Source organism: Paenibacillus sp. J22R3 (assembly GCF_056269305.1).
The window spans coordinates 1,405,330-1,423,760 of sequence record NZ_JBWDNS010000001.1 but is presented as its reverse complement, the minus strand read 5'-3'; the positions used below and the strand labels follow the sequence as shown (position 1 = coordinate 1,423,760).

Sequence of the window (18,431 nt, the reverse complement as noted above, 5' to 3'; positions counted from 1 at the left end):
GGATAGGGTATTTTTTCACTATATCACGGCGTGAAAATGTTGACAAAACGATTCAATAGTCGATATAATAAACTTTGTTTGTTTGGAGTGATGGTATGGAGATTTATGTCCGGGAATTAATCGCCAAAGGATTGAAAGTTCCCACTCAGTCTAGCTTAAATACGGATTGGCTGCTGCAAGTTCGTAAAGACGTATTACATGCAGACCCTATGCAAGTCAACATGACAGCTTGGGGCGGAGATGGTATTGCTCATGTGGAGGGCGAACTGTCCGTTGATGTCGATCTTGCATGCTCGCGGTGTTTGGAGTCGACGAAAGAACATGTTGTCGTTCCGTTTCACGAGCGTTTCAAGCCGAAAGCCGCTTTAGACGGATCTGAGGAAGAAGAAATCATTCCGGTGGAGGAGGACAAGCTTGAGTTTGAGCCATTTCTTGAAGAGATGCTGATGCTCGCTTTGCCTTTCGTACCGCTTTGTTCAGAGGACTGCAAAGGACTTTGCCACACATGCGGCACCAACTTAAATGAGACAAATTGCGGATGCCAAAAGGACGATATCGATCCCAGACTAGCCGCGTTGAAAGATTTGTTTAAGTAGGAACAAAACGGAATTCGCTGATTTTGAATTTCGTTTTGTTCCAAGGATCATAAGGGGAATATCTATTCCGTTTTTGATCCGGAAGAAGGTTGGAATTCTGTTAAGGAGGTGGGAAACATGGCAGTACCACAACGTAGAACATCTAAAACACGTCGTGACAAACGTCGTACGCACTTTAAACTCGCGGTGCCGGGTATGATTAAATGCGATCAATGCGGAGAGTTGAAATTGGCTCACCGGGTATGCAAAGTGTGCGGAACTTACAAATCAAGAGAGATCATCAAACAATAGTTATAAGCGTAGTAATAGTACTTCATCCCGTGATGAAGTGCTATTTTTTTGCCCGAAATGGCGGTCAAACATTGCGCTCGGCTGCTTTCTTGACTATACTATTAGTACCTGGTTATAATAGCTGATTGTAATCAGTGTGCTCAAACATGGTGTACGATAATCAGCCGAGGTACATACTTAGAACATTAGGCAAAGGTGGTGCGGACCATCGAACGTCTTCCGAAAAGACAAAGGCATCAGCTGCTGACCGGACTTATTGAGGATAATCCGTTCATAACGGATCAGGAGCTGACACGTCAGTTGAAAGTAAGCATCCAAACGGTGCGGCTTGACCGGCTGGAGCTTGGCATACCCGAGCTGCGAGAGAGAATGAAGCTGATGGCGGAGCGTTCGTATGACGCCGTCCGTTCACTGCCGCTGCATGAGGTAATCGGGGATATAGTGGATTTGCAGCTGGATAACAGCGGTATTTCTATTTTTGAAATTAAGGAAGAGCATGTATTTTCAAGAACCGGCATCGCACGCGGTCATCATGTCTTTGCACAAGCGAACTCACTCGCGGTAGCGGTGATTAACGATGAAATTGCTTTAACGGCAACAGCTGACATTAGATTCGTACGATCCGTGAAGCTTGGTGAGAAATGCATCGCCAAAGCTTACGTTCGTTCCGGCGGCCGCAGCAAAGCAAAGGTTGAGGTTTGCTCGTACGTAGCTGACGAATTGGTGTTCCAAGGCCATTTTGTCATCTATCGTTCCGCAGGCGCAGGCGAACCGGGTATCGAAGGAGGAATGGATGGTGCGGATCGCAATTGACGCGATGGGGGGCGACCACGCTCCTTCTCTGATTGTTCAGGGAGCGCTGGAAGCAGCACTTGAATGGCCGGCAGTACACTTGATTCTCGTTGGGGATACGGCTCAGATTGAAGTGCATCTTGGTTCTAAGCGCCCCTCGAACATTGAGATTCTACACGCGGAGGATGTAATCGGTCCTGATGATGAACCGGTTAAAGCCGTTCGTCGGAAGAAGAATTCTTCGATGGTCATGGCCGGACAGCTGGTGCGCGAAGGCAAAGCGGAAGCGATGCTTTCAGCCGGTAACACCGGTGCACTGATGACCACGGGACTTCTGGTAGTAGGACGGATGGAAGGCATTGAGCGCCCTGCGCTCGTCACGATGCTCCCGACTATGGATGATAAAGGCGTTCTCGCGCTCGATCTTGGTGCGAACATGGATGCCAAACCAGAGCATCTGCTGCAATATGCCATCATGGGCAGCTTATATCGCAGTAAGATGAATGGCATGGATAAACCTCGCGTTGGTCTGCTCAATGTGGGAACAGAAGCGATGAAAGGCAACGAGCTTACAAAGGCGGCTTATGAGCTGCTGGAAACGGCTCCGATACATTTTATCGGGAATGTCGAGGCACGCGATGTCCTGCTGCGTAATTGCGATGTGCTGATTTGCGACGGTTTTGCCGGCAATATCATGCTCAAAGCGATGGAAGGTACGGCAGGAACATTGTTCAAAACCATGCGTGACGTGTTCACGAGCTCGCTGTTATCCAAACTTGCGGCAGCTATCGTGCAGCCTAAGCTCAGAGCGCTTCGGAACAAAATGGATTATAAGGAACATGGCGGTGCGCCCCTTCTTGGTGTAAACGGTCTGGTCGTAAAATGTCACGGCTCCTCGGATGTGAAGGCGGTTAAGAACGCCGTGCGTCAAGCGAAATTAGCAATCGAGAGCAATTTAATATCATCTATTGCAGCGGAAATTAGCAGGAAGTGAGTGGGACCATGCAGCTACATCCCGTAGGCATTATCGGCACAGGCAAATATGTGCCGGAACGCATTTTGACGAATAAAGATTTGGAACAAATGGTAGAAACGAATGACGAGTGGATCGTAACGCGGACCGGCATGCGTGAACGCCGTATTGCTGCTCCGGATCAGGCAACATCGGACTTGGCGCTGCATGCATCCAAGAAAGCGCTCGATGCAGCAGGCATTTCGGCAGAAGAGCTGGACTTGATCATCGTAGCAACCATCACACCGGATATGTTCTTCCCTTCGACGGCTTGTTTGCTGCAAGAGAAGCTCGGTGCTAAGAAAGCTGCTGCCTTTGATTTATCTGCGGCTTGCTCGGGCTTTATCTACGGTCTTGCAACGGCGTCAAATATGATCGCGACGGGTATGTACAAGCATGTTCTGGTCGTTGGAGCAGAATGTCTTTCCCGGATTACGGATTATACAGACCGCAACACATGCATTTTGTTCGGCGATGGTGCAGGTGCGGTTGTTCTTGGGCAAGTGGCTGAAGGCCGGGGGTTCCGTTCATTCGAGCTTGGTGCAGATGGCGCCGGCGGTGAATTGCTGAAAGTGTGTGCAGGCGGCTCCCGTACTCCTTCCTCACCGGAGAGCATCGAGAACAAGCAGCATTATATTTATATGGCCGGCAATGAGGTCTATAAATTTGCGGTGCGGATCATGGGGAACGCAGCTGAAGAGGCGCTTCGCAAAGCAGGTCTCGACAAAAGCAAGATTGACCTGCTCATTCCGCATCAAGCGAACATCCGGATCATTCAATCTGCACTTAACCGTCTGGATCTATCGGAAGAGAAGTGCATGATTAATTTGGATAAGTACGGCAACGTGTCGGCAGCGTCGATTCCGATTGCTCTTGCGGAGGCGGTTGAACAGAACCGTGTGAAGGAAGGCGATCACCTGGTGCTGGTTGGCTTCGGAGGCGGCTTAACTTGGGGCGCATCCGTTCTTGTTTGGTAATGAGGCAATGCCATTATATATGCATATTCAGATTCATTGAAAAGCACGGAGGTGCAGTGAAGCTTGGGTAAAATCGCGTTTGTTTTTCCCGGTCAGGGGGCGCAAGCCGTCGGCATGGGCAAAGACGTATATGAAGCATTCGACGCATCGAAAGCTGTAATTGACGCTGCGGACGAAGCGCTCGGCTTTAAACTGAGCGATATTATTTTTAACGGACCTGAAGAGCAGTTGAAACAAACCGCGAATACGCAGCCGGCACTTCTTGCCGTAAGCATTGCTCTGCTGGAAGCATTGAAAGACAGCGGCTTAAAGCCGGACTTCGTAGCTGGCCACAGCCTAGGCGAATACAGCGCACTCGTCGCAGCAGGCACCTTGTCTTACCAAGATGCGGTGCGTACCGTACGCGCTCGCGGTGAGTTCATGGAGCAAGCCGTGCCAAGCGGTCAAGGCGCAATGGCGGCCGTATTAGGCGCAGAACGCGAAGCGCTTGCAGCACTTTGCGCAGCAGTATCTTCCGAAGTAGGCGAAGTGGAGCTGGCTAACGTCAACTGCCCCGGCCAAATCGTAGTCTCCGGCACAGCCGCAGGCGTACAGGGCGTAGTCGAACGCGGTAAAGAAGCAGGAGCCAAACGCGTCATCCCGCTCGAAGTAAGCGGACCGTTCCACTCCTCGCTAATGAAACCAGCAGCCGATCGCCTCGAAGGCGTACTGGCAGCTATTTCACTTAGCGATGCTTCCATACCCGTCATTGCAAACGTAACGGCTCAGCCGGTAACAAACGCAGACGAAATCCGCAAACTCCTAGCCGAGCAAGTTTACTCGCCGGTGCTCTGGGAAGACAGCGTACGCTACTTGATCGAGCAAGGTGTAGACACCTTCGTCGAAATCGGATCAGGCTCCGTGCTAGCCGGCCTAATCAAGAAGATCGACAAAACCGTCAACATCATCTCGATCAACAGCCTAGACTCGCTCAAAGCAGCTGTCCTTTAACAAGCCGCTTGCGGCCAGGTGGTCTTGGTCTTTTGGTCGGTCTAATTCGCCAATCAGGCGAACAGCCCTGTGGCACCGCAGGTGCCATGCTCTTGATCTACCCGGCGAAGACTTAACCGCCGGTACAAGAAGCCAGCCGCAGGCGCAGGCTGTCAATGCCTCGTGGTGCCGCATGCACCATGCCCTTGACCTGTCCGGCGAAGGCGAAGCGGCCGGCCAACAAAGCCAGCCGCAGGCGCAGGCTGTCAAAACGCCCGACCAAAAGTAAAGCGTGTCCCGAATGGGACGAAAGCGAGCAAAAGCACGAACCTCCACCCACGCGTCTCTGGAGCGGTCTACGTTACCATGTGTCCCGAATGGGACAACAGGTAGCTAAACGGCGCCAAAAGTAAAGCGTGTCCCGAATGGGACGAAAGCGAGGACCCGCACGTACAACACTCGCGAGCGGTACTCTGCAGCACAAACGTTATACCTTCCGGGTGTCCAGAGGGTCGGAGACCCTTGGGGTCCCCCTATATAGGGGGATTTAGGGGGTAATTAAAGGTTAGGAGGTAGGTTCTCAATGTTTGCAGATCTCTCTGGAAAAATCGCCTTAGTAACAGGAGCATCCCGCGGAATCGGCCGATCCATTGCAATCGCATTGGCAGAAGCCGGCGCAGACGTAGCAATCAACTATTCCGGCAGTGAAGCGGCAGCAGCAGAAACAGCGGAAACAATCCAGGCGCTCGGCCGCCGCACGCTGGTGCTGAAAGCTAACGTAGGCAAGACCGATGAGTTCGACGGCATGGTCAAGCAGGTAGTGGAAACATTCGGTTGCATCGATATTTTGGTCAACAATGCAGGCATTACGCGCGACAACCTTATCATGCGGATGAAGGAAGAAGAGTTCGACCAAGTCATCGAAACAAACCTTAAAGGTGTTTTCAATGGCATTAAAGCCGTTACTCGACAAATGATGAAGCAGCGTTCAGGCCGCATCATCAATATTTCGTCCGTTGTAGGTGTTCTGGGCAATCCGGGGCAGGCTAACTATGTGGCTGCGAAAGCAGGCGTAATCGGTCTCACGAAAGCGTCAGCTCGCGAGCTGGCTTCTCGTGGAATCACAGTGAACTGTGTCGCACCGGGCTTTATTCAAACCGATATGACAGACAAATTGCCGCAAGAAATGCGTGAGAAGCTTGCTGCGGACATCCCGCTTGCAAGGCTCGGCGACCCGCAGGATATTGCTGCTGCCGTTCGTTTCCTTGCGTCAAACGCGGCGGGATACATGACCGGACAGACGATTCACGTGGATGGCGGCATGTACATGTAATCTAGGCGGAATGTCCGCAGGGACGCCGCTTGGACATGGTCGGTATGGCAATTTGTCCGCAATTCTCGTATAATACCATGGAGGAGGTGAACCGGATGTCCGATGTATTTGATCGTGTGAAGCGCATCGTTGTCGACCGCCTTGGCGTTGACGAGTCGGAGGTGTCTCTTGAGGCTTCTTTCAAAGAAGATCTTGGAGCTGACTCTCTTGATGTCGTTGAACTTGTCATGGAGCTGGAAGATGAATTCGATATGGAAATCTCTGATGAAGATGCAGAGAAAATTACCAGTGTGGGAGAAGTAGTGAACTACATAGCTTCTCTAGCTAAGTAATACAAATGATTAGTCCCGTTGTTATAGGCGGGACTTCTCTCCATATTCATGTGCTTTGCCATTATAACTGCTGTAAGCGCATTAGCGTTTTTATAGATAGATTAACCAATTGGGTTTCCCATCAGAGGTGAATAGGTATGACACAGAGAGTAGTCGTTACGGGCATGGGGGTTATGACTTCGCTCGGTTCCGATTTGAATACGTTTTGGGGTAATTTAATGGAAGGGAAATCAGGCGTCTCGTTAGTGGAAGCTTTCGACGTTTCTGAGTATCCGACTCGAATTGCCGCAGAAATCAAGAACTTTAACCCGGAAGATTATCAAATTGATAAGAAAGAAGCGCGTCGGATGGACCGTTTCGTGCAATTCGCAGTTGTTGCGAGCACACTGGCTGTTAAAGATGCCGCATTGAACATCGGCGAAGAAGTAGATGCAGAACGCGTTGGCGTCATGATCGGCTCTGGTATCGGCGGTCTGGGCACTTGGGAAGACCAGCATAATATTTTGCTGGAGAAAGGTCCGAAGCGCGTCAGCCCATTCTTTATTCCGATGATGATTGCGAACATGGCTTCCGGCCAAGTTTCGATGATTACCGGAGCTAAAGGTCCCAACAGCACTGCGGTTACAGCTTGTGCAACAGGAACGCATTCCATTGGCGATTCCTACAAAATGATTCAACGCGGTGACGCCGATGTCATGATTTGCGGCGGCGCTGAAGCGACAATCAGACCGACAGGTATGGCCGGATTCTGTTCCTTGCGTGCAATGTCGACAAGAAACGATGAGCCGACTAAGGCTTCCCGTCCTTTCGATGTGGACCGCGACGGATTCGTTATGGGCGAAGGCTCAGGCGTGTTGATTCTGGAATCGCTGGAACATGCACAGAAACGCGGCGCTCGCATTTATGCGGAAATCGTCGGTTATGGTATGAGCGGCGACGCTTATCATATGACAGAGCCTGATCCGGATGGCGCTGCTCGTTGTATGGTGAAAGCTCTTCGCGACGGCGGAATCGAACCGTCCCAAATCGACTACATTAATGCACACGGAACATCGACTCCGGTTGGTGACAAGTCCGAGACAACGGCCATCAAGAAAACATTCGGCGAGCATGCCTACAAGCTGGCTGTAAGCTCTACGAAGTCGATGACCGGTCACTTGCTTGGCGCGGCCGGCGGTGTGGAAGCCGTTATACTGGGTCTTTCCCTGCAGAATGGCATTATTCCTCCGACGATCAACCTGGAGAATCAAGACCCGGAATGCGATCTCGATTACGTGCCGAATACTCCGCGTAAAGCCGATCTTACTTATGCATTGTCCAATTCCTTCGGATTCGGCGGTCATAACGCAACGATCGTGATGAGAAAATATGAAGCATGATAAGTTTGATGAGCTGCAGCAACGTCTGCAGCTCCATTTTCGTACCATCCGACTTCTTAGACAAGCATTTACACATACCTCATATGTGAACGAACACCGTCAAACCGCCATGGAGCACAATGAACGGCTGGAGTTTCTGGGCGATGCGATTCTACAGTTAACCGTTTCCGAGTTTCTGTACAAGACATTTCCGGAACGACCGGAAGGTCAGCTGACTCGCATGCGGGCTTCGATCGTTTGTGAACCTTCACTTGCACGGTTTGCGGATCTGCTGGATTTAGGCTCCCATGTTCTTCTCGGACGCGGTGAGGAGCAGCTGGGCGGGCGCCAACGTCCTGCACTGCTTGCAGATTTATTCGAAGCATTTGTAGGTGCCATTTATTTGGATCAGGGCTTGGATGCGGTTCGTGCGTTTCTGACTGCACATATGTTTCCGCATATCGACAGCGACGGCGGCTTGCTGGTGAAGGATTTCAAATCGAACCTGCAAGAGAAAGCGCAGCACGCTGGGATGGGCACGATCGAATATCGCATTGTAGAAGAACGCGGTCCGGCGCATGATCGAGAATTCATTGTAGAAGTCTTTATCGGGGATACGAGCTATGGCTCCGGTACAGGCCGAACGAAGAAGGAAGCCGAGCAGCAAGCAGCCGCAGAAGCATGGCGTAAATTGGTATAGCATCGATGTGAAACAAAATTCTGGTCGCCACTGGTAACCGGGATTTTTTGCATTTATAAGGGCAAGGTGGATACAGGACTTGGAAACGCCTTCCTTTATGATGCGCTTCATGCGTGTAAAGGGCGGATTTCGGGCATTTTCGACGTTTTTCGACCTGACCTTTTGGGACAGTTATGGTACAATAATCGTTGAGGTGAAGGTAAGCGATGTTCCTGAAAAGGATAGAATTAGCAGGGTTTAAGTCGTTTGCCGACAAGACGGAATTGGAATTCGTCCGCGGTATCACGGCGGTCGTTGGCCCCAACGGCAGTGGTAAGAGCAATATTAGCGATAGCATTCGCTGGGTATTAGGGGAACAAAGCGCGAAGAGTCTTCGTGGCGGCAAGATGGAAGACATTATTTTCGCGGGAAGCGATGCGCGTAAAGCGGTCAATTTCGGCGAAGTATCGCTCACGTTGGATAATTCCGATAACGCGCTTCCGCTTGATTTTAACGAAGTGACGGTCACGCGCCGCGTGCATCGCAGCGGTGACAGCGAATATTTGATTAACAAGCAGTCATGCCGACTGAAAGATATTACAGAATTGTTTATGGATACGGGGATAGGTAAGGAAGCCTATTCCATTATCGGACAAGGCCGTATTGAAGAGATTCTAAGTACGCGCTCCGAGGATCGACGCGGAATCTTCGAAGAAGCTTCCGGAATCGTCAAATATAAATCACGCAAACGCGAGGCCCAGAAGAAGCTGGAGGAAACAGAAACAAACCTGCTTCGGATCCACGATTTGGTCACAGAACTGGAGGATCAGGTTGAGCCGCTGCGCGTGCAATCCGAGAAAGCCAAACAATTCAAGCTGCTGCGGGAACAGCTGAAGCAGACCGAAATTTCGATGTATGTACATAACATTGAAACCGTTCATCATTCATGGAGCGATTCCAATACGCGCATGAGCAAGCTGCAAGAAGAACAATTGTCCTTGTCAACCGTAGTAAGCAAGCACGATGCGGTGCTGGAGAAAGATCGGTTCAAGCTTCGCGAGCTGGAAGAAGCGCTTGATCGTTTGCATGAATCGATGCTGCAATACAGCGAAGAGTATGAGAAATGCGAAGGCTACGGCGAGGTACTCAAAGAACGTAAACGTAACCTGGAGCAGAATCGTACACAGCTGGAAGCAACGATTGCGACGCAAAACGAACGGATCGGTGCATTGACGAAGGAAGAAGCGGAATTCCGCGGCAAAGCGGCTTCATTGGAGAACGAGTTGAACACGATTCGCTTCAAGCTTGCTGAAGAAGAGGCGCAGCTTCTTGGTACGTCGGCTTCCGCGTCCGGCGATGCCGAAGAATCACTCAAAGGCGAGTTGCTGGATGTGCTGAGCACGATGGCGCAGCTGCGTAACGAGATTCGTTATGCACTTCAGCAGGAAGAAGCGCTTCAGCGCAGAATGGAGCGGCTGGGTGACGAGCATTCCAAGTGGCAGGAGCAGCATGAGCGTGTAAGTGCCAGACGTATGGAGCTTAAGCAGCGGCTCGAAGCCACACTTGCTGAGATTAATAAAGCCCGGAATCGCTACATTACCGAAGCGGAGCATCTCCAGAACGGACAGAAGCTGCTTGAAGAAGCCCAGTCTGCTGTGCGCAAATGGGAGCAGAAGCTGGAAGCGCTAACCTCAAGGCGCGATACGATGAAGGAAATGCAGGATGATTTGGACGGCTTTATGCAAGGCGTCAAAGAAATCCTGAAAGCTTCGCGTCGTACAAGCGGCGGTGTTGAAGGTGTACATGGAGCGGTCGCAGAGCTGATTCGCGTACCTGAGAAAGTGGAACTTGCCATTGAGACTGCGCTCGGCGGAGCGCTCCAGCATGTCGTCATGAACGATGAACGCAGCGCACGCGCAGCGATTGCCTTCCTGAAGCAGCGTCAGCTTGGACGAGCAACGTTCCTGCCGCTAGATGTCATTCGTGGACGTCATATTCCGGAGCATGATAAACGCACGATCTCGGGAATGGACGGTTTCGTAGGCGTAGCGGCAGAGCTGATCTCCTGTGATGCGAAATATGCGCATATCGCCGAGAGTCTGCTCGGCAACGTACTCATCTCCGAAACATTGGAGCATGCCAACCGAATTGCTGCGAAATGCCAATATCGGTTCCGCGTCGTAACGCTCGAAGGCGATGTCGTCAATGCCGGCGGATCCATGACCGGGGGAAGCATCCAGAAGAAAGGTGCCAACCTGCTGGGAAGACAGCGCCAAATCGAACAATTGGACGAAGAGATTCGTTCAACGGACGGGCAGCTCGTTAAACTTCGCGACAAAATCAGTGATTTGCGCAAGGAGCAATCCATCCGCAATCAGAATGTAGATGATCTGCGGGAGCAAGGCGAGAAGCAGCGAATTGAGGAGCAGCACATCCGTGCAGAGCTTCAGCAGCTGGATAACGAGAAGCGTCACTTGGATGACCAAGCGCAGCTGTTCCAAGCAGACAGCGCCGGCCACAAGTCCGAGAAACAGCAGATTAGCCAATCCGCGAAGGACGCGGAGACCCGCCTTGAAGTGCTGACCAAGGAAGAGGCTCGATTGCAGGAAGAGATCCGGACCGCGGAAGATCGCCGGAAAGCCGGTGAATCGGCGAAGGAACAGCTGCAGGATCAATTGACGGATCTGAAGATCGCGTTCGCCAAGACGGATCAGGAGAAAATGTCATTCGAGGATCAAGCTACACGTGTTCGATCGGATATCGGTCGTGCGAAGCAGGAACTTGCCGGGTTGCGTGAAATGCTGCAGCGCCAAGATGAAGATGCCGAGCAGCATCTAACCGAGAGTGTGAAGCAAGTCGAGCAGCTAAACGCACTGAAGCTGAAGAAGGACGGCTGCTCCGAGCAGACGGACCTTAAGCGTGCACAGCGTGCAGAGCTAACTCGTGATCTGGAGCAGGGCGAGAGTGAGACGAAGGAGCAGCGTGCACAGCTTCGCAGCATTGAGGATCAATTGCGGCAGATCGAAATTGCAGCGAATCGACTCGATGTCGAGCTGGACAACCTGCTTCGCAAGCTGAGTGAGGAATATGAGCTCAGCTATGAGCTTGCGAAAGAGCGCTACCCTGTACCGGAGGACGTGCAGGCTGCACAGAATGAGGTGCGTGATCTCAAGCGCCGTATTTCAAGCTTAGGCGAAGTCAGCCTTGGTGCGATCGATGAGTATGAGCGTGTCAAAGAACGGTACACCTTCTTGGACGATCAGAAGAATGACCTTATCGAAGCCAAGACAACGCTGTATCAAGTTATCCGCGAGATGGATGAAGAGATGGGCAAACGATTCCGTACGACGTTCGAAGCGATTCGCGGCCATTTCGTAGTCGTCTTCTCGAAGCTGTTCGGCGGCGGACGCGCGGATCTGGTTATGGTTGATCCGGAGCGGGTTCTTGACAGCGGTATCGATATCGTTGCTCAACCTCCCGGTAAGAAGCTGCAAAATTTGCAACTCCTATCCGGTGGTGAACGTGCTTTAACGGCGATTGCGCTGTTATTTGCAATTCTGCAAGTGAAGCCGGTTCCGTTCTGCGTACTCGATGAGGTTGAAGCGGCACTTGATGAAGCGAACGTTGCACGCTTTGCGCAATACTTGCGCGAGTTCTCGGAATTGACGCAATTTATCGTCGTTACCCATCGCAAAGGGACAATGGAAGAAGCAGATGTTCTTTACGGGGTCACAATGGAAGAAGGCGGCGTTTCGAAGCTGGTATCGGTACGACTCGAAGACGAAGACGAAGCATACTCAGCATAAAAAAGAATCAAACTCACGAATACACACGTACTATGAGAAGCCGGAGCTTGGCGCACCCTGCGTCACAGCCCGGCTTTTGCAAGTAAAGGATGGAGGACTATAACATGAGCTTCTTTAAACGCTTGAAAGAAAGCATTGCCCAGAAAACCGAAGCGGTAACATCCAAGTTCAAAGAAGGACTGACGAAGACCAGAACGGCGTTCGTTGGCAAAATCGAAGAGCTGATCACGCGTCGCAAAAAAATCGACGAAGCTTTCTACGAAGAGCTTGAAGAAATTCTGATCGGCGCCGATGTTGGCGTGAATACGGTTATGCAGCTAATCGATGATTTGCGTGCCGAAGTAAAGAAACGCAAAATCGAAAATGCAGCCGACTTGCAGCCTGTCCTCTCGGAAAAGCTGGTGGAATTGCTTAAAGGCGATGCCAAAGCAGAGCTGCGTATGGCTGATCAAGGCATGACTGTTATTTTGTTCGTCGGCGTGAATGGTGTCGGTAAGACGACAACGATCGGCAAGCTGGCCCACAAGTTCAAGAGTGAGGGCAAGAGCGTATTGCTTGCAGCGGGAGATACTTTCCGTGCCGGCGCGATCGAGCAGCTTGAGGTTTGGGGCAAACGAGTTGGCGTCGATGTTATTAAGCAAGAGTCCGGCGCAGATCCTGCGGCAGTTATGTATGATGCTGTCCACGCGGCTAAGCAGCGTGGTGTAGATGTCCTGCTTTGCGATACGGCGGGCCGACTACAGAATAAGCACAACCTGATGGAAGAGCTGAACAAAATTTTCCGTGTCATTCAGCGTGAAGTGCCAACAGCGCCTCATGAAGTACTGCTGGTGCTCGATGCGACAACCGGTCAGAACGCACTCAGTCAAGCGAAGCTGTTCGGCGAGAAGAGCGGCGTTACCGGTCTTGTGCTGACGAAGCTCGACGGGACGGCGAAAGGCGGTATCGTCATTGCCATCCGTAATGAGCTCGATCTTCCGGTGAAGCTCGTCGGACTTGGCGAGAAGATGGATGATTTGCAGGAGTTTGACTCTGAGCAGTTCGTTCATGCGTTGTTCGGCGGCCTCCTGCAAAGCGCTGAAGAAGAGACTGAGGATAGTGACAAGTAAATATACTTGACAGTCTATAGGCCGCTGAGCTATGATAAACGTCGTGGAATTGATGTAAAGGTATTTGCCTTGACGCAAAGGAGTGGCTGGCATGAAGACGGTCCATGAAGCTGACGCCTCGGTGAAGAAAACTCATCTTCCGGAAGCAGATGCTTTGGCGAAGACAAACCGAATTAATATGCTGTTTGACTTCTACGAGAAGCTGCTGACGGAGAAACAGCAAACCTTTCTGAAATATTATTTTCATGACGATTATTCACTTGGCGAAATTGCAGCTGAGTTCGATATTAGCAGGCAGGCCGTTTATGAGCATGTTAAACGTGCAGAGACGGTACTGGAGAGTTACGAAGGCAAGCTTCAACTGCTTGCCAAGCATGAAGCGACAGCGCGCATGCTCGCCCAGCTCGAAGAGCTTGTGGAGCAGGTTGTGACGCAGAAGGAATTAAGTATGGAACTGCACAAGCTCACCCAGAGCTTTCGTGCTCATATACAAGGTGTTACATAACAGCGACTAGGAGGTGACGATCATGGCATTTGAAGGGTTGTCCAGCAGACTGCAGAATGTATTCGGCAAACTGCGCGGCAAAGGCAAAGTGTCTGAGGATGATGTTAACGAAGCGATGCGCGAAGTACGATTGGCGCTTCTGGAAGCCGACGTTAACTTCAAAGTCGTCAAGGATTTCATCGCAAAGGTGAAGGAACAGGCTATCGGACTTGAAGTCATGAAGAGCTTCACGCCTGGCATGGTCGTCGTCGACATCGTAAATAAAGAACTAACCGAGCTTATGGGTGGTACACAGTCTAAGCTTGCGAAGTCTAATAAGCCGCCGACAGTCATTCTAATGGCGGGTTTGCAGGGTGCTGGTAAGACAACGTCCACTGCAAAGCTGGCGAAGCTTCTACTCAAGGACAAGCATAAGCCGCTAATGATAGCAGGCGATATTTATCGCCCCGCTGCCATCAAGCAGCTGCAAGTATTGGGTGAGCAAATTGGTGTTCCGGTCTTTACGCTCGGAGATCAAACATCGCCGGTTGAGATTGCTCGTGCAGGTCTGCAATTTGCCAAAGATAACGGTCATGATTACGTGATCGTGGATACAGCCGGCCGACTTCATATCGACGAGGCGCTCATGGGTGAGATTCGCCAAATCCATGATGTAACCAAGCCGGACGAAGTACTGCTAGTCGTAGATGCGATGACAGGTCAAGAAGCGGTTAACGTAGCGCAAAGCTTCCACAGCCAGCTTGAGCTGACAGGTGTCATACTGACGAAGCTTGACGGTGATACGCGCGGTGGTGCGGCATTGTCCGTCAAAGCCGTTACAGGCTGCCCGATTAAGTTTGCGGCAACCGGAGAGAAGATTGAGCCGCTTGAGCCGTTCCATCCGGAACGTATGGCTTCGCGTATTCTCGGAATGGGCGACATGCTGTCCCTGATCGAGAAAGCACATTCCACAATCGACGCTGAGAAAGCGGCCGAGATGGAACGCAAAATGCGTACAGCGGAATTCACCTTTGAGGATTTCCTTGACCAAATGGAACAAGTTCGCAAGCTCGGACCGTTGGATCAATTGCTTGACATGATGCCTGGTATGGGCAAAATGAAGGATATGAAGAACCTCAAGGTGGATGAGAAGCAAATCGGACGCGTCGAAGCGATCGTGAAATCGATGACGAAGGCCGAGAAGCAGAAGCCCGAAATTCTCAATCACAGCAGACGTAAACGGATTGCGACAGGGAGCGGAACTTCCATTGCGGAAGTAAACCGACTCATCAAGCAGTTCGACGATATGAAGAAAATGATGAAGCAGTTCTCGTCGATGATGGGTCCTAAAGGACCTAAAGGCGGAATGAAGGGTCTTAAAGGGATGCTTCCTAAAGGAATGAAATTCCCGTTCTAATATAAAGCTCAGAAATTTTTTGAAGGAGGTGAATTATCATGGCAGTACGTATTCGTTTGAAACGTATCGGTGCGCACAAAGCGCCTTTCTACCGTGTGGTTGTATCGGACTCCCGTTCCCCACGTGACGGTCGCTTCATTGAAGAAATCGGCACTTATAACCCGGTTGCACAACCGGCACAAGTGAACATTGATGAAGAGAAAGCTCTTAAATGGCTTAAAGACGGAGCACAAGCTTCTGACACAGTTCGCAACTTGCTTTCCAAAGCAGGCGTAATGACTAAGCTTCATGAACTGAAGCTTCAAAAATAACTACTCGATGCGGGGGGCCTATTGTGATGAAAGATTTGATTCTTGTCATAGCGAAGGCTTTAGTGGATTACCCGGAGGACGTACGTGTCGACGTGAAAGAAGACGATCGCGGCACCGTCTATCTGTTATCCGTGAATCCTGACGATGTTGGGAAAGTCATTGGTAAGCAGGGACGGATTGCTAAAGCGCTTAGGACGGTTGTCACATCGGCAGCCGTCAAAACGCAAAAGCGTGTCATGGTCGATATTGTTTCGTAGCGATCGTACATCGAAGCAGGGTTAGGATACGAAGGTATCCTAGCCCTTTTTCGATGCTAAATTACGAAAGAGATAGGTGAACACAATGGATCAATGGCTATCGGTAGGTAAGCTTGTGAATACACACGGTATTCGCGGTGAAGTAAAAGTCGTTTCGCAAACGGATTTTCCGGAGGAGCGCTTTGCTCCGCGTAAAATACTTACGTTACTAAACCCGGAGACCAAGCAACAGCTTGAGCTCGAAGTGGTTTCAGCAAAATTGCACAAAAATATGTACATCATCAAGTTCCGCGGTTTCGAGGATATTAATCAAGTCGAGAAGTACAAAGGCTGGGAGCTTAAAGTTTCCAAGGATGATCTTGTTGAGCTGGAAGATGGCGAGTATTATCAGCATCAAATTATCGGCTGCACCGTAGTAACGGACGAAGGCGCAATACTTGGTCCTATTACCGAAATCCTCGTTCCGGGTGCTAACGACGTGTGGGTCATTCAGCAGCCAAAGGGCAAACAGATATTGATTCCTGTCATTGATGAAGTTGTACTTGATGTCAATGTGAAAGAAAAAGTCGTTAAGGTTCACCTGATGGAAGGGCTGATTTAACGTTATGCGCATTGACGTATTGACGCTGTTTCCGGAAATGTTCCACGGCGTGTTCGGAGCGAGTATTCTTGGAAAAGCGAAGGATAAAGGAATTGTCAGCCTGAATGCGGTTAACTTTCGCGAATATGCGAATAATAAGCATAATACGGTTGATGATTATCCTTATGGCGGCGGCGGCGGCATGGTATTGAAGCCGGAGCCGTTGTTCGCTGCTGTAGAGGACTTGATGCCCGAAGGCGCTGAGCGTCCTCGTGTAATACTGCTATGTCCGCAAGGGGAGCCTTACACACAGAAGAAAGCCGAAGAGCTGTCGGCTCATAAGCATCTTGTGTTTGTATGCGGTCATTATGAGGGATATGATGAGCGCATCCGTCAGCATTTGGTGACCGATGAAATCTCATTAGGGGATTATGTGTTAACCGGCGGCGAGCTTCCCGCAATGGTTATGATCGATAGTATCGTTCGCCTTTTGCCCGGCGTTCTCGGCAATGAGAACTCGGCTGTGACGGATTCGTTCAGTACAGGTTTACTGGAGCATCCGCATTATACACGCCCAGCAGTATTCCGTGATTGGGAAGTGCCTGAAGTGCTCATGTCCGGTCATCATGCCAATGTAGAAGTGTGGCGTCGTCAGCAGTCTATATTACGCACATTGGAACGTCGTCCGGAGCTGCTTGAGACCGCGGAGCTTACGAAGAAGGAACGTCAATGGCTGAATGAGCAGATCCGCTCTCGGGAACAAAGCAGGTAGATCTAGCTTGGATGCTATGGTTTAAAAAGTTTATGAAATGTTATTGTGTTACTGGGCTTGGGTGTGTTATAATTTCAGATGTTGCTTTTGCAAAGTCGGACGGTCCGCTATGAAGCCATGATCCGGTTTTCAATTTGTTACCGGTTAGCTTATATGAACGTCTATGGTGGAAGGAGTTGAAACTACAATGAATCTTTTACAAATCATTGCACAAGAAAATCTTCGTACTGACCTTCCTAGCTTTCGTCCAGGCGATACGTTGAAGGTACATGTAAAGGTTATCGAGGGAACTCGCGAGCGTGTACAGTTGTTCGAAGGCGTTGTTATTAAACGTCGCGGCGGCGGTATCAGTGCTACTTTTACAGTGCGTAAAATCTCGTATGGTGTTGGTGTGGAAAGAACTTTCCCACTTAACTCGCCGAAGATTGAGAAGATCGAAGTTGCTCGTCGTGGTAAAGTTCGCCGCGCGAAACTGTACTATCTTCGCGAACTTCGCGGTAAAGCTGCGAGAATCAAAGAAATTCGTTAATTATCGACAAGAGAGGGGACTTGCGCAAACAAGTCCCTTTTCGTTTTTTTAAAATACTAGTTTTACTTACATAACTAACAACAGACCCAGCATAGAAGAGGGTGGAATTAATGGATCAACAGAACCGCACAGAAGAGAATGGACAAGAGTCGAACGAACCGAATCAACGTGATCATGGACATGCTGCAGCAGACGGTGTTGATCCTTCAATCAATACGTCCAGATCTAATCGATCGAACGGCAGTCGCGCGCAGAAAGAAGTATTCGAGTGGGTTAAAGCACTCGCAATTGCAGCTATACTAGTGCTTGTGATCCGATATTTCTTGTTTGCACCGTTCATTGTAGATGGCCCGTCGATGGAGCCAACCTTCTATACAGGGGAACGACTCATTGTAAACAAAGTGATTTATGATATTCGTGAACCGCATCATGGCGAAGTAGTCGTTTTTCATGTTCCCGATGAGGGAAGAGATTTTATTAAACGGGTTATTGGAGTGCCCGGCGATAAAGTCAAATATGAAGGCGATGATCTGTTTATTAATGACAAGAAGGTCGAAGAGCCGTATTTAAAGGAATCGATCGAGAATGCTAAAGCAAACGGTGAAATCTTCAACAACCAAGGAACAGACCGTAATTTCCCGAATGCTAATTTTACAACCGATGTTGTACCTGAAGGAATGATCCTTGCATTTGGTGATAATCGCCGCAACAGCAAGGACAGCCGGATGATCGGTTACGTATCGATGAAGGAGATCGTTGGCCGTGCGGATATCATTTTCTGGCCGATGGACAAAATTTCTTTCGTGAAACACAAATGAGGTGAAGTA

The 18,431-nt window shown here is 50.2% G+C and carries 21 protein-coding genes; 20 read left to right on the top strand and 1 reads right to left on the bottom strand.

Features of this window, described 5'->3' with window-relative positions; genetic code table 11:
- The first annotated feature begins 95 nt into the window (after window positions 1-95).
- From AC0YN4_RS06530 to fabD, 6 genes are all read left to right on the top strand, one after another.
- Window positions 96-596 (top strand): YceD family protein, encoded by a 501-nt coding sequence (locus tag AC0YN4_RS06530; RefSeq protein ID WP_475779444.1) that lies wholly within the window; start codon window positions 96-98, stop codon window positions 594-596.
- A gap of 117 nt (window positions 597-713) precedes the next feature.
- Entirely contained in the window at window positions 714-887 is a 174-nt protein-coding gene (gene rpmF, locus AC0YN4_RS06525) for a 50S ribosomal protein L32 (RefSeq protein WP_090976607.1), read from the top strand.
- 195 nt (window positions 888-1,082) lie between these two features.
- On the top strand, window positions 1,083-1,700 hold the full coding sequence (gene fapR, locus AC0YN4_RS06520) for a transcription factor FapR (RefSeq protein ID WP_090976605.1): 618 nt from the start codon (window positions 1,083-1,085) through the stop codon (window positions 1,698-1,700).
- Window positions 1,684-2,673 carry a phosphate acyltransferase PlsX gene (gene plsX, locus AC0YN4_RS06515; RefSeq protein WP_475780089.1) on the top strand — a complete coding sequence of 330 codons (990 nt, stop codon included), beginning with the start codon at window positions 1,684-1,686 and terminating at the stop codon, window positions 2,671-2,673. The genes fapR and plsX overlap by 17 nt, the downstream gene beginning before the upstream one ends.
- Window positions 2,674-2,681: 8 nt before the next feature.
- Window positions 2,682-3,668 (top strand): beta-ketoacyl-ACP synthase III, encoded by a 987-nt coding sequence (locus AC0YN4_RS06510; RefSeq protein ID WP_475835424.1) that lies wholly within the window; start codon window positions 2,682-2,684, stop codon window positions 3,666-3,668.
- Between the two features lie 63 nt (window positions 3,669-3,731).
- A complete protein-coding gene (gene fabD / locus AC0YN4_RS06505; RefSeq protein ID WP_475835423.1) occupies window positions 3,732-4,658 on the top strand; it encodes an ACP S-malonyltransferase in 927 nt (308 codons plus the stop codon).
- A 112-nt stretch (window positions 4,659-4,770) separates the two neighbouring features.
- Here the strand turns inward: fabD and AC0YN4_RS06500 are convergent, their stop codons facing one another.
- Window positions 4,771-4,920 (bottom strand): hypothetical protein, encoded by a 150-nt coding sequence (locus AC0YN4_RS06500; protein WP_475835422.1) that lies wholly within the window; start codon window positions 4,918-4,920, stop codon window positions 4,771-4,773.
- 300 nt (window positions 4,921-5,220) lie between these two features.
- On the opposite strand from AC0YN4_RS06500, the gene fabG reads away from it, so the two are divergent.
- The 14 genes from fabG (at window position 5,221) to lepB (ending at window position 18,422) form a co-directional block, all read left to right on the top strand.
- Window positions 5,221-5,970, top strand: a complete 750-nt coding sequence (fabG, locus tag AC0YN4_RS06495; RefSeq protein ID WP_475779447.1) for a 3-oxoacyl-[acyl-carrier-protein] reductase — start codon at window positions 5,221-5,223, stop codon at window positions 5,968-5,970.
- Window positions 5,971-6,065: 95 nt separating this feature from the next.
- On the top strand, window positions 6,066-6,302 hold the full coding sequence (gene acpP / locus AC0YN4_RS06490) for an acyl carrier protein (protein ID WP_090976600.1): 237 nt from the start codon (window positions 6,066-6,068) through the stop codon (window positions 6,300-6,302).
- A gap of 137 nt (window positions 6,303-6,439) precedes the next feature.
- Window positions 6,440-7,681 carry a beta-ketoacyl-ACP synthase II gene (fabF, locus tag AC0YN4_RS06485; protein ID WP_475779448.1) on the top strand — a complete coding sequence of 414 codons (1,242 nt, stop codon included), beginning with the start codon at window positions 6,440-6,442 and terminating at the stop codon, window positions 7,679-7,681.
- The gene (rnc, locus tag AC0YN4_RS06480; RefSeq protein ID WP_475779449.1) at window positions 7,671-8,360 is read left to right on the top strand and encodes a ribonuclease III; all 690 of its coding nucleotides are present in this window, start codon (window positions 7,671-7,673) and stop codon (window positions 8,358-8,360) included. The genes fabF and rnc overlap by 11 nt, the downstream gene beginning before the upstream one ends.
- 206 nt (window positions 8,361-8,566) lie before the next feature.
- Window positions 8,567-12,145 (top strand): chromosome segregation protein SMC, encoded by a 3,579-nt coding sequence (gene smc / locus AC0YN4_RS06475; RefSeq protein WP_475835421.1) that lies wholly within the window; start codon window positions 8,567-8,569, stop codon window positions 12,143-12,145.
- Between the two features lie 104 nt (window positions 12,146-12,249).
- Complete coding sequence (gene ftsY, locus AC0YN4_RS06470; protein WP_475779451.1) at window positions 12,250-13,254, top strand: signal recognition particle-docking protein FtsY; 1,005 nt, start codon at window positions 12,250-12,252, stop codon at window positions 13,252-13,254.
- Window positions 13,255-13,432: 178 nt separating this feature from the next.
- The gene (gene ylxM / locus AC0YN4_RS06465; RefSeq protein ID WP_371264681.1) at window positions 13,433-13,759 is read left to right on the top strand and encodes a YlxM family DNA-binding protein; all 327 of its coding nucleotides are present in this window, start codon (window positions 13,433-13,435) and stop codon (window positions 13,757-13,759) included.
- 22 nt (window positions 13,760-13,781) lie between these two features.
- Entirely contained in the window at window positions 13,782-15,155 is a 1,374-nt protein-coding gene (gene ffh, locus AC0YN4_RS06460; RefSeq protein WP_475779452.1) for a signal recognition particle protein, read from the top strand.
- A 38-nt stretch (window positions 15,156-15,193) separates the two neighbouring features.
- Window positions 15,194-15,466, top strand: coding sequence for a 30S ribosomal protein S16 (gene rpsP / locus AC0YN4_RS06455; protein ID WP_475779453.1), 273 nt, complete (start codon window positions 15,194-15,196; stop codon window positions 15,464-15,466).
- 26 nt (window positions 15,467-15,492) lie between these two features.
- Entirely contained in the window at window positions 15,493-15,723 is a 231-nt protein-coding gene (locus AC0YN4_RS06450; RefSeq protein ID WP_090976584.1) for a KH domain-containing protein, read from the top strand.
- Between the two features lie 85 nt (window positions 15,724-15,808).
- Window positions 15,809-16,324: a ribosome maturation factor RimM gene (gene rimM / locus AC0YN4_RS06445; RefSeq protein ID WP_475779454.1), complete on the top strand. Its 516-nt coding sequence runs from the start codon at window positions 15,809-15,811 to the stop codon at window positions 16,322-16,324.
- Window positions 16,325-16,328: 4 nt separating this feature from the next.
- Complete coding sequence (gene trmD / locus AC0YN4_RS06440) at window positions 16,329-17,075, top strand: tRNA (guanosine(37)-N1)-methyltransferase TrmD (RefSeq protein WP_475779455.1); 747 nt, start codon at window positions 16,329-16,331, stop codon at window positions 17,073-17,075.
- A gap of 187 nt (window positions 17,076-17,262) precedes the next feature.
- The gene (gene rplS, locus AC0YN4_RS06435; protein WP_090976579.1) at window positions 17,263-17,604 is read left to right on the top strand and encodes a 50S ribosomal protein L19; all 342 of its coding nucleotides are present in this window, start codon (window positions 17,263-17,265) and stop codon (window positions 17,602-17,604) included.
- 110 nt (window positions 17,605-17,714) lie between these two features.
- On the top strand, window positions 17,715-18,422 hold the full coding sequence (gene lepB / locus AC0YN4_RS06430; RefSeq protein ID WP_475835420.1) for a signal peptidase I: 708 nt from the start codon (window positions 17,715-17,717) through the stop codon (window positions 18,420-18,422).
- Window positions 18,423-18,431: the final 9 nt, after the last annotated feature.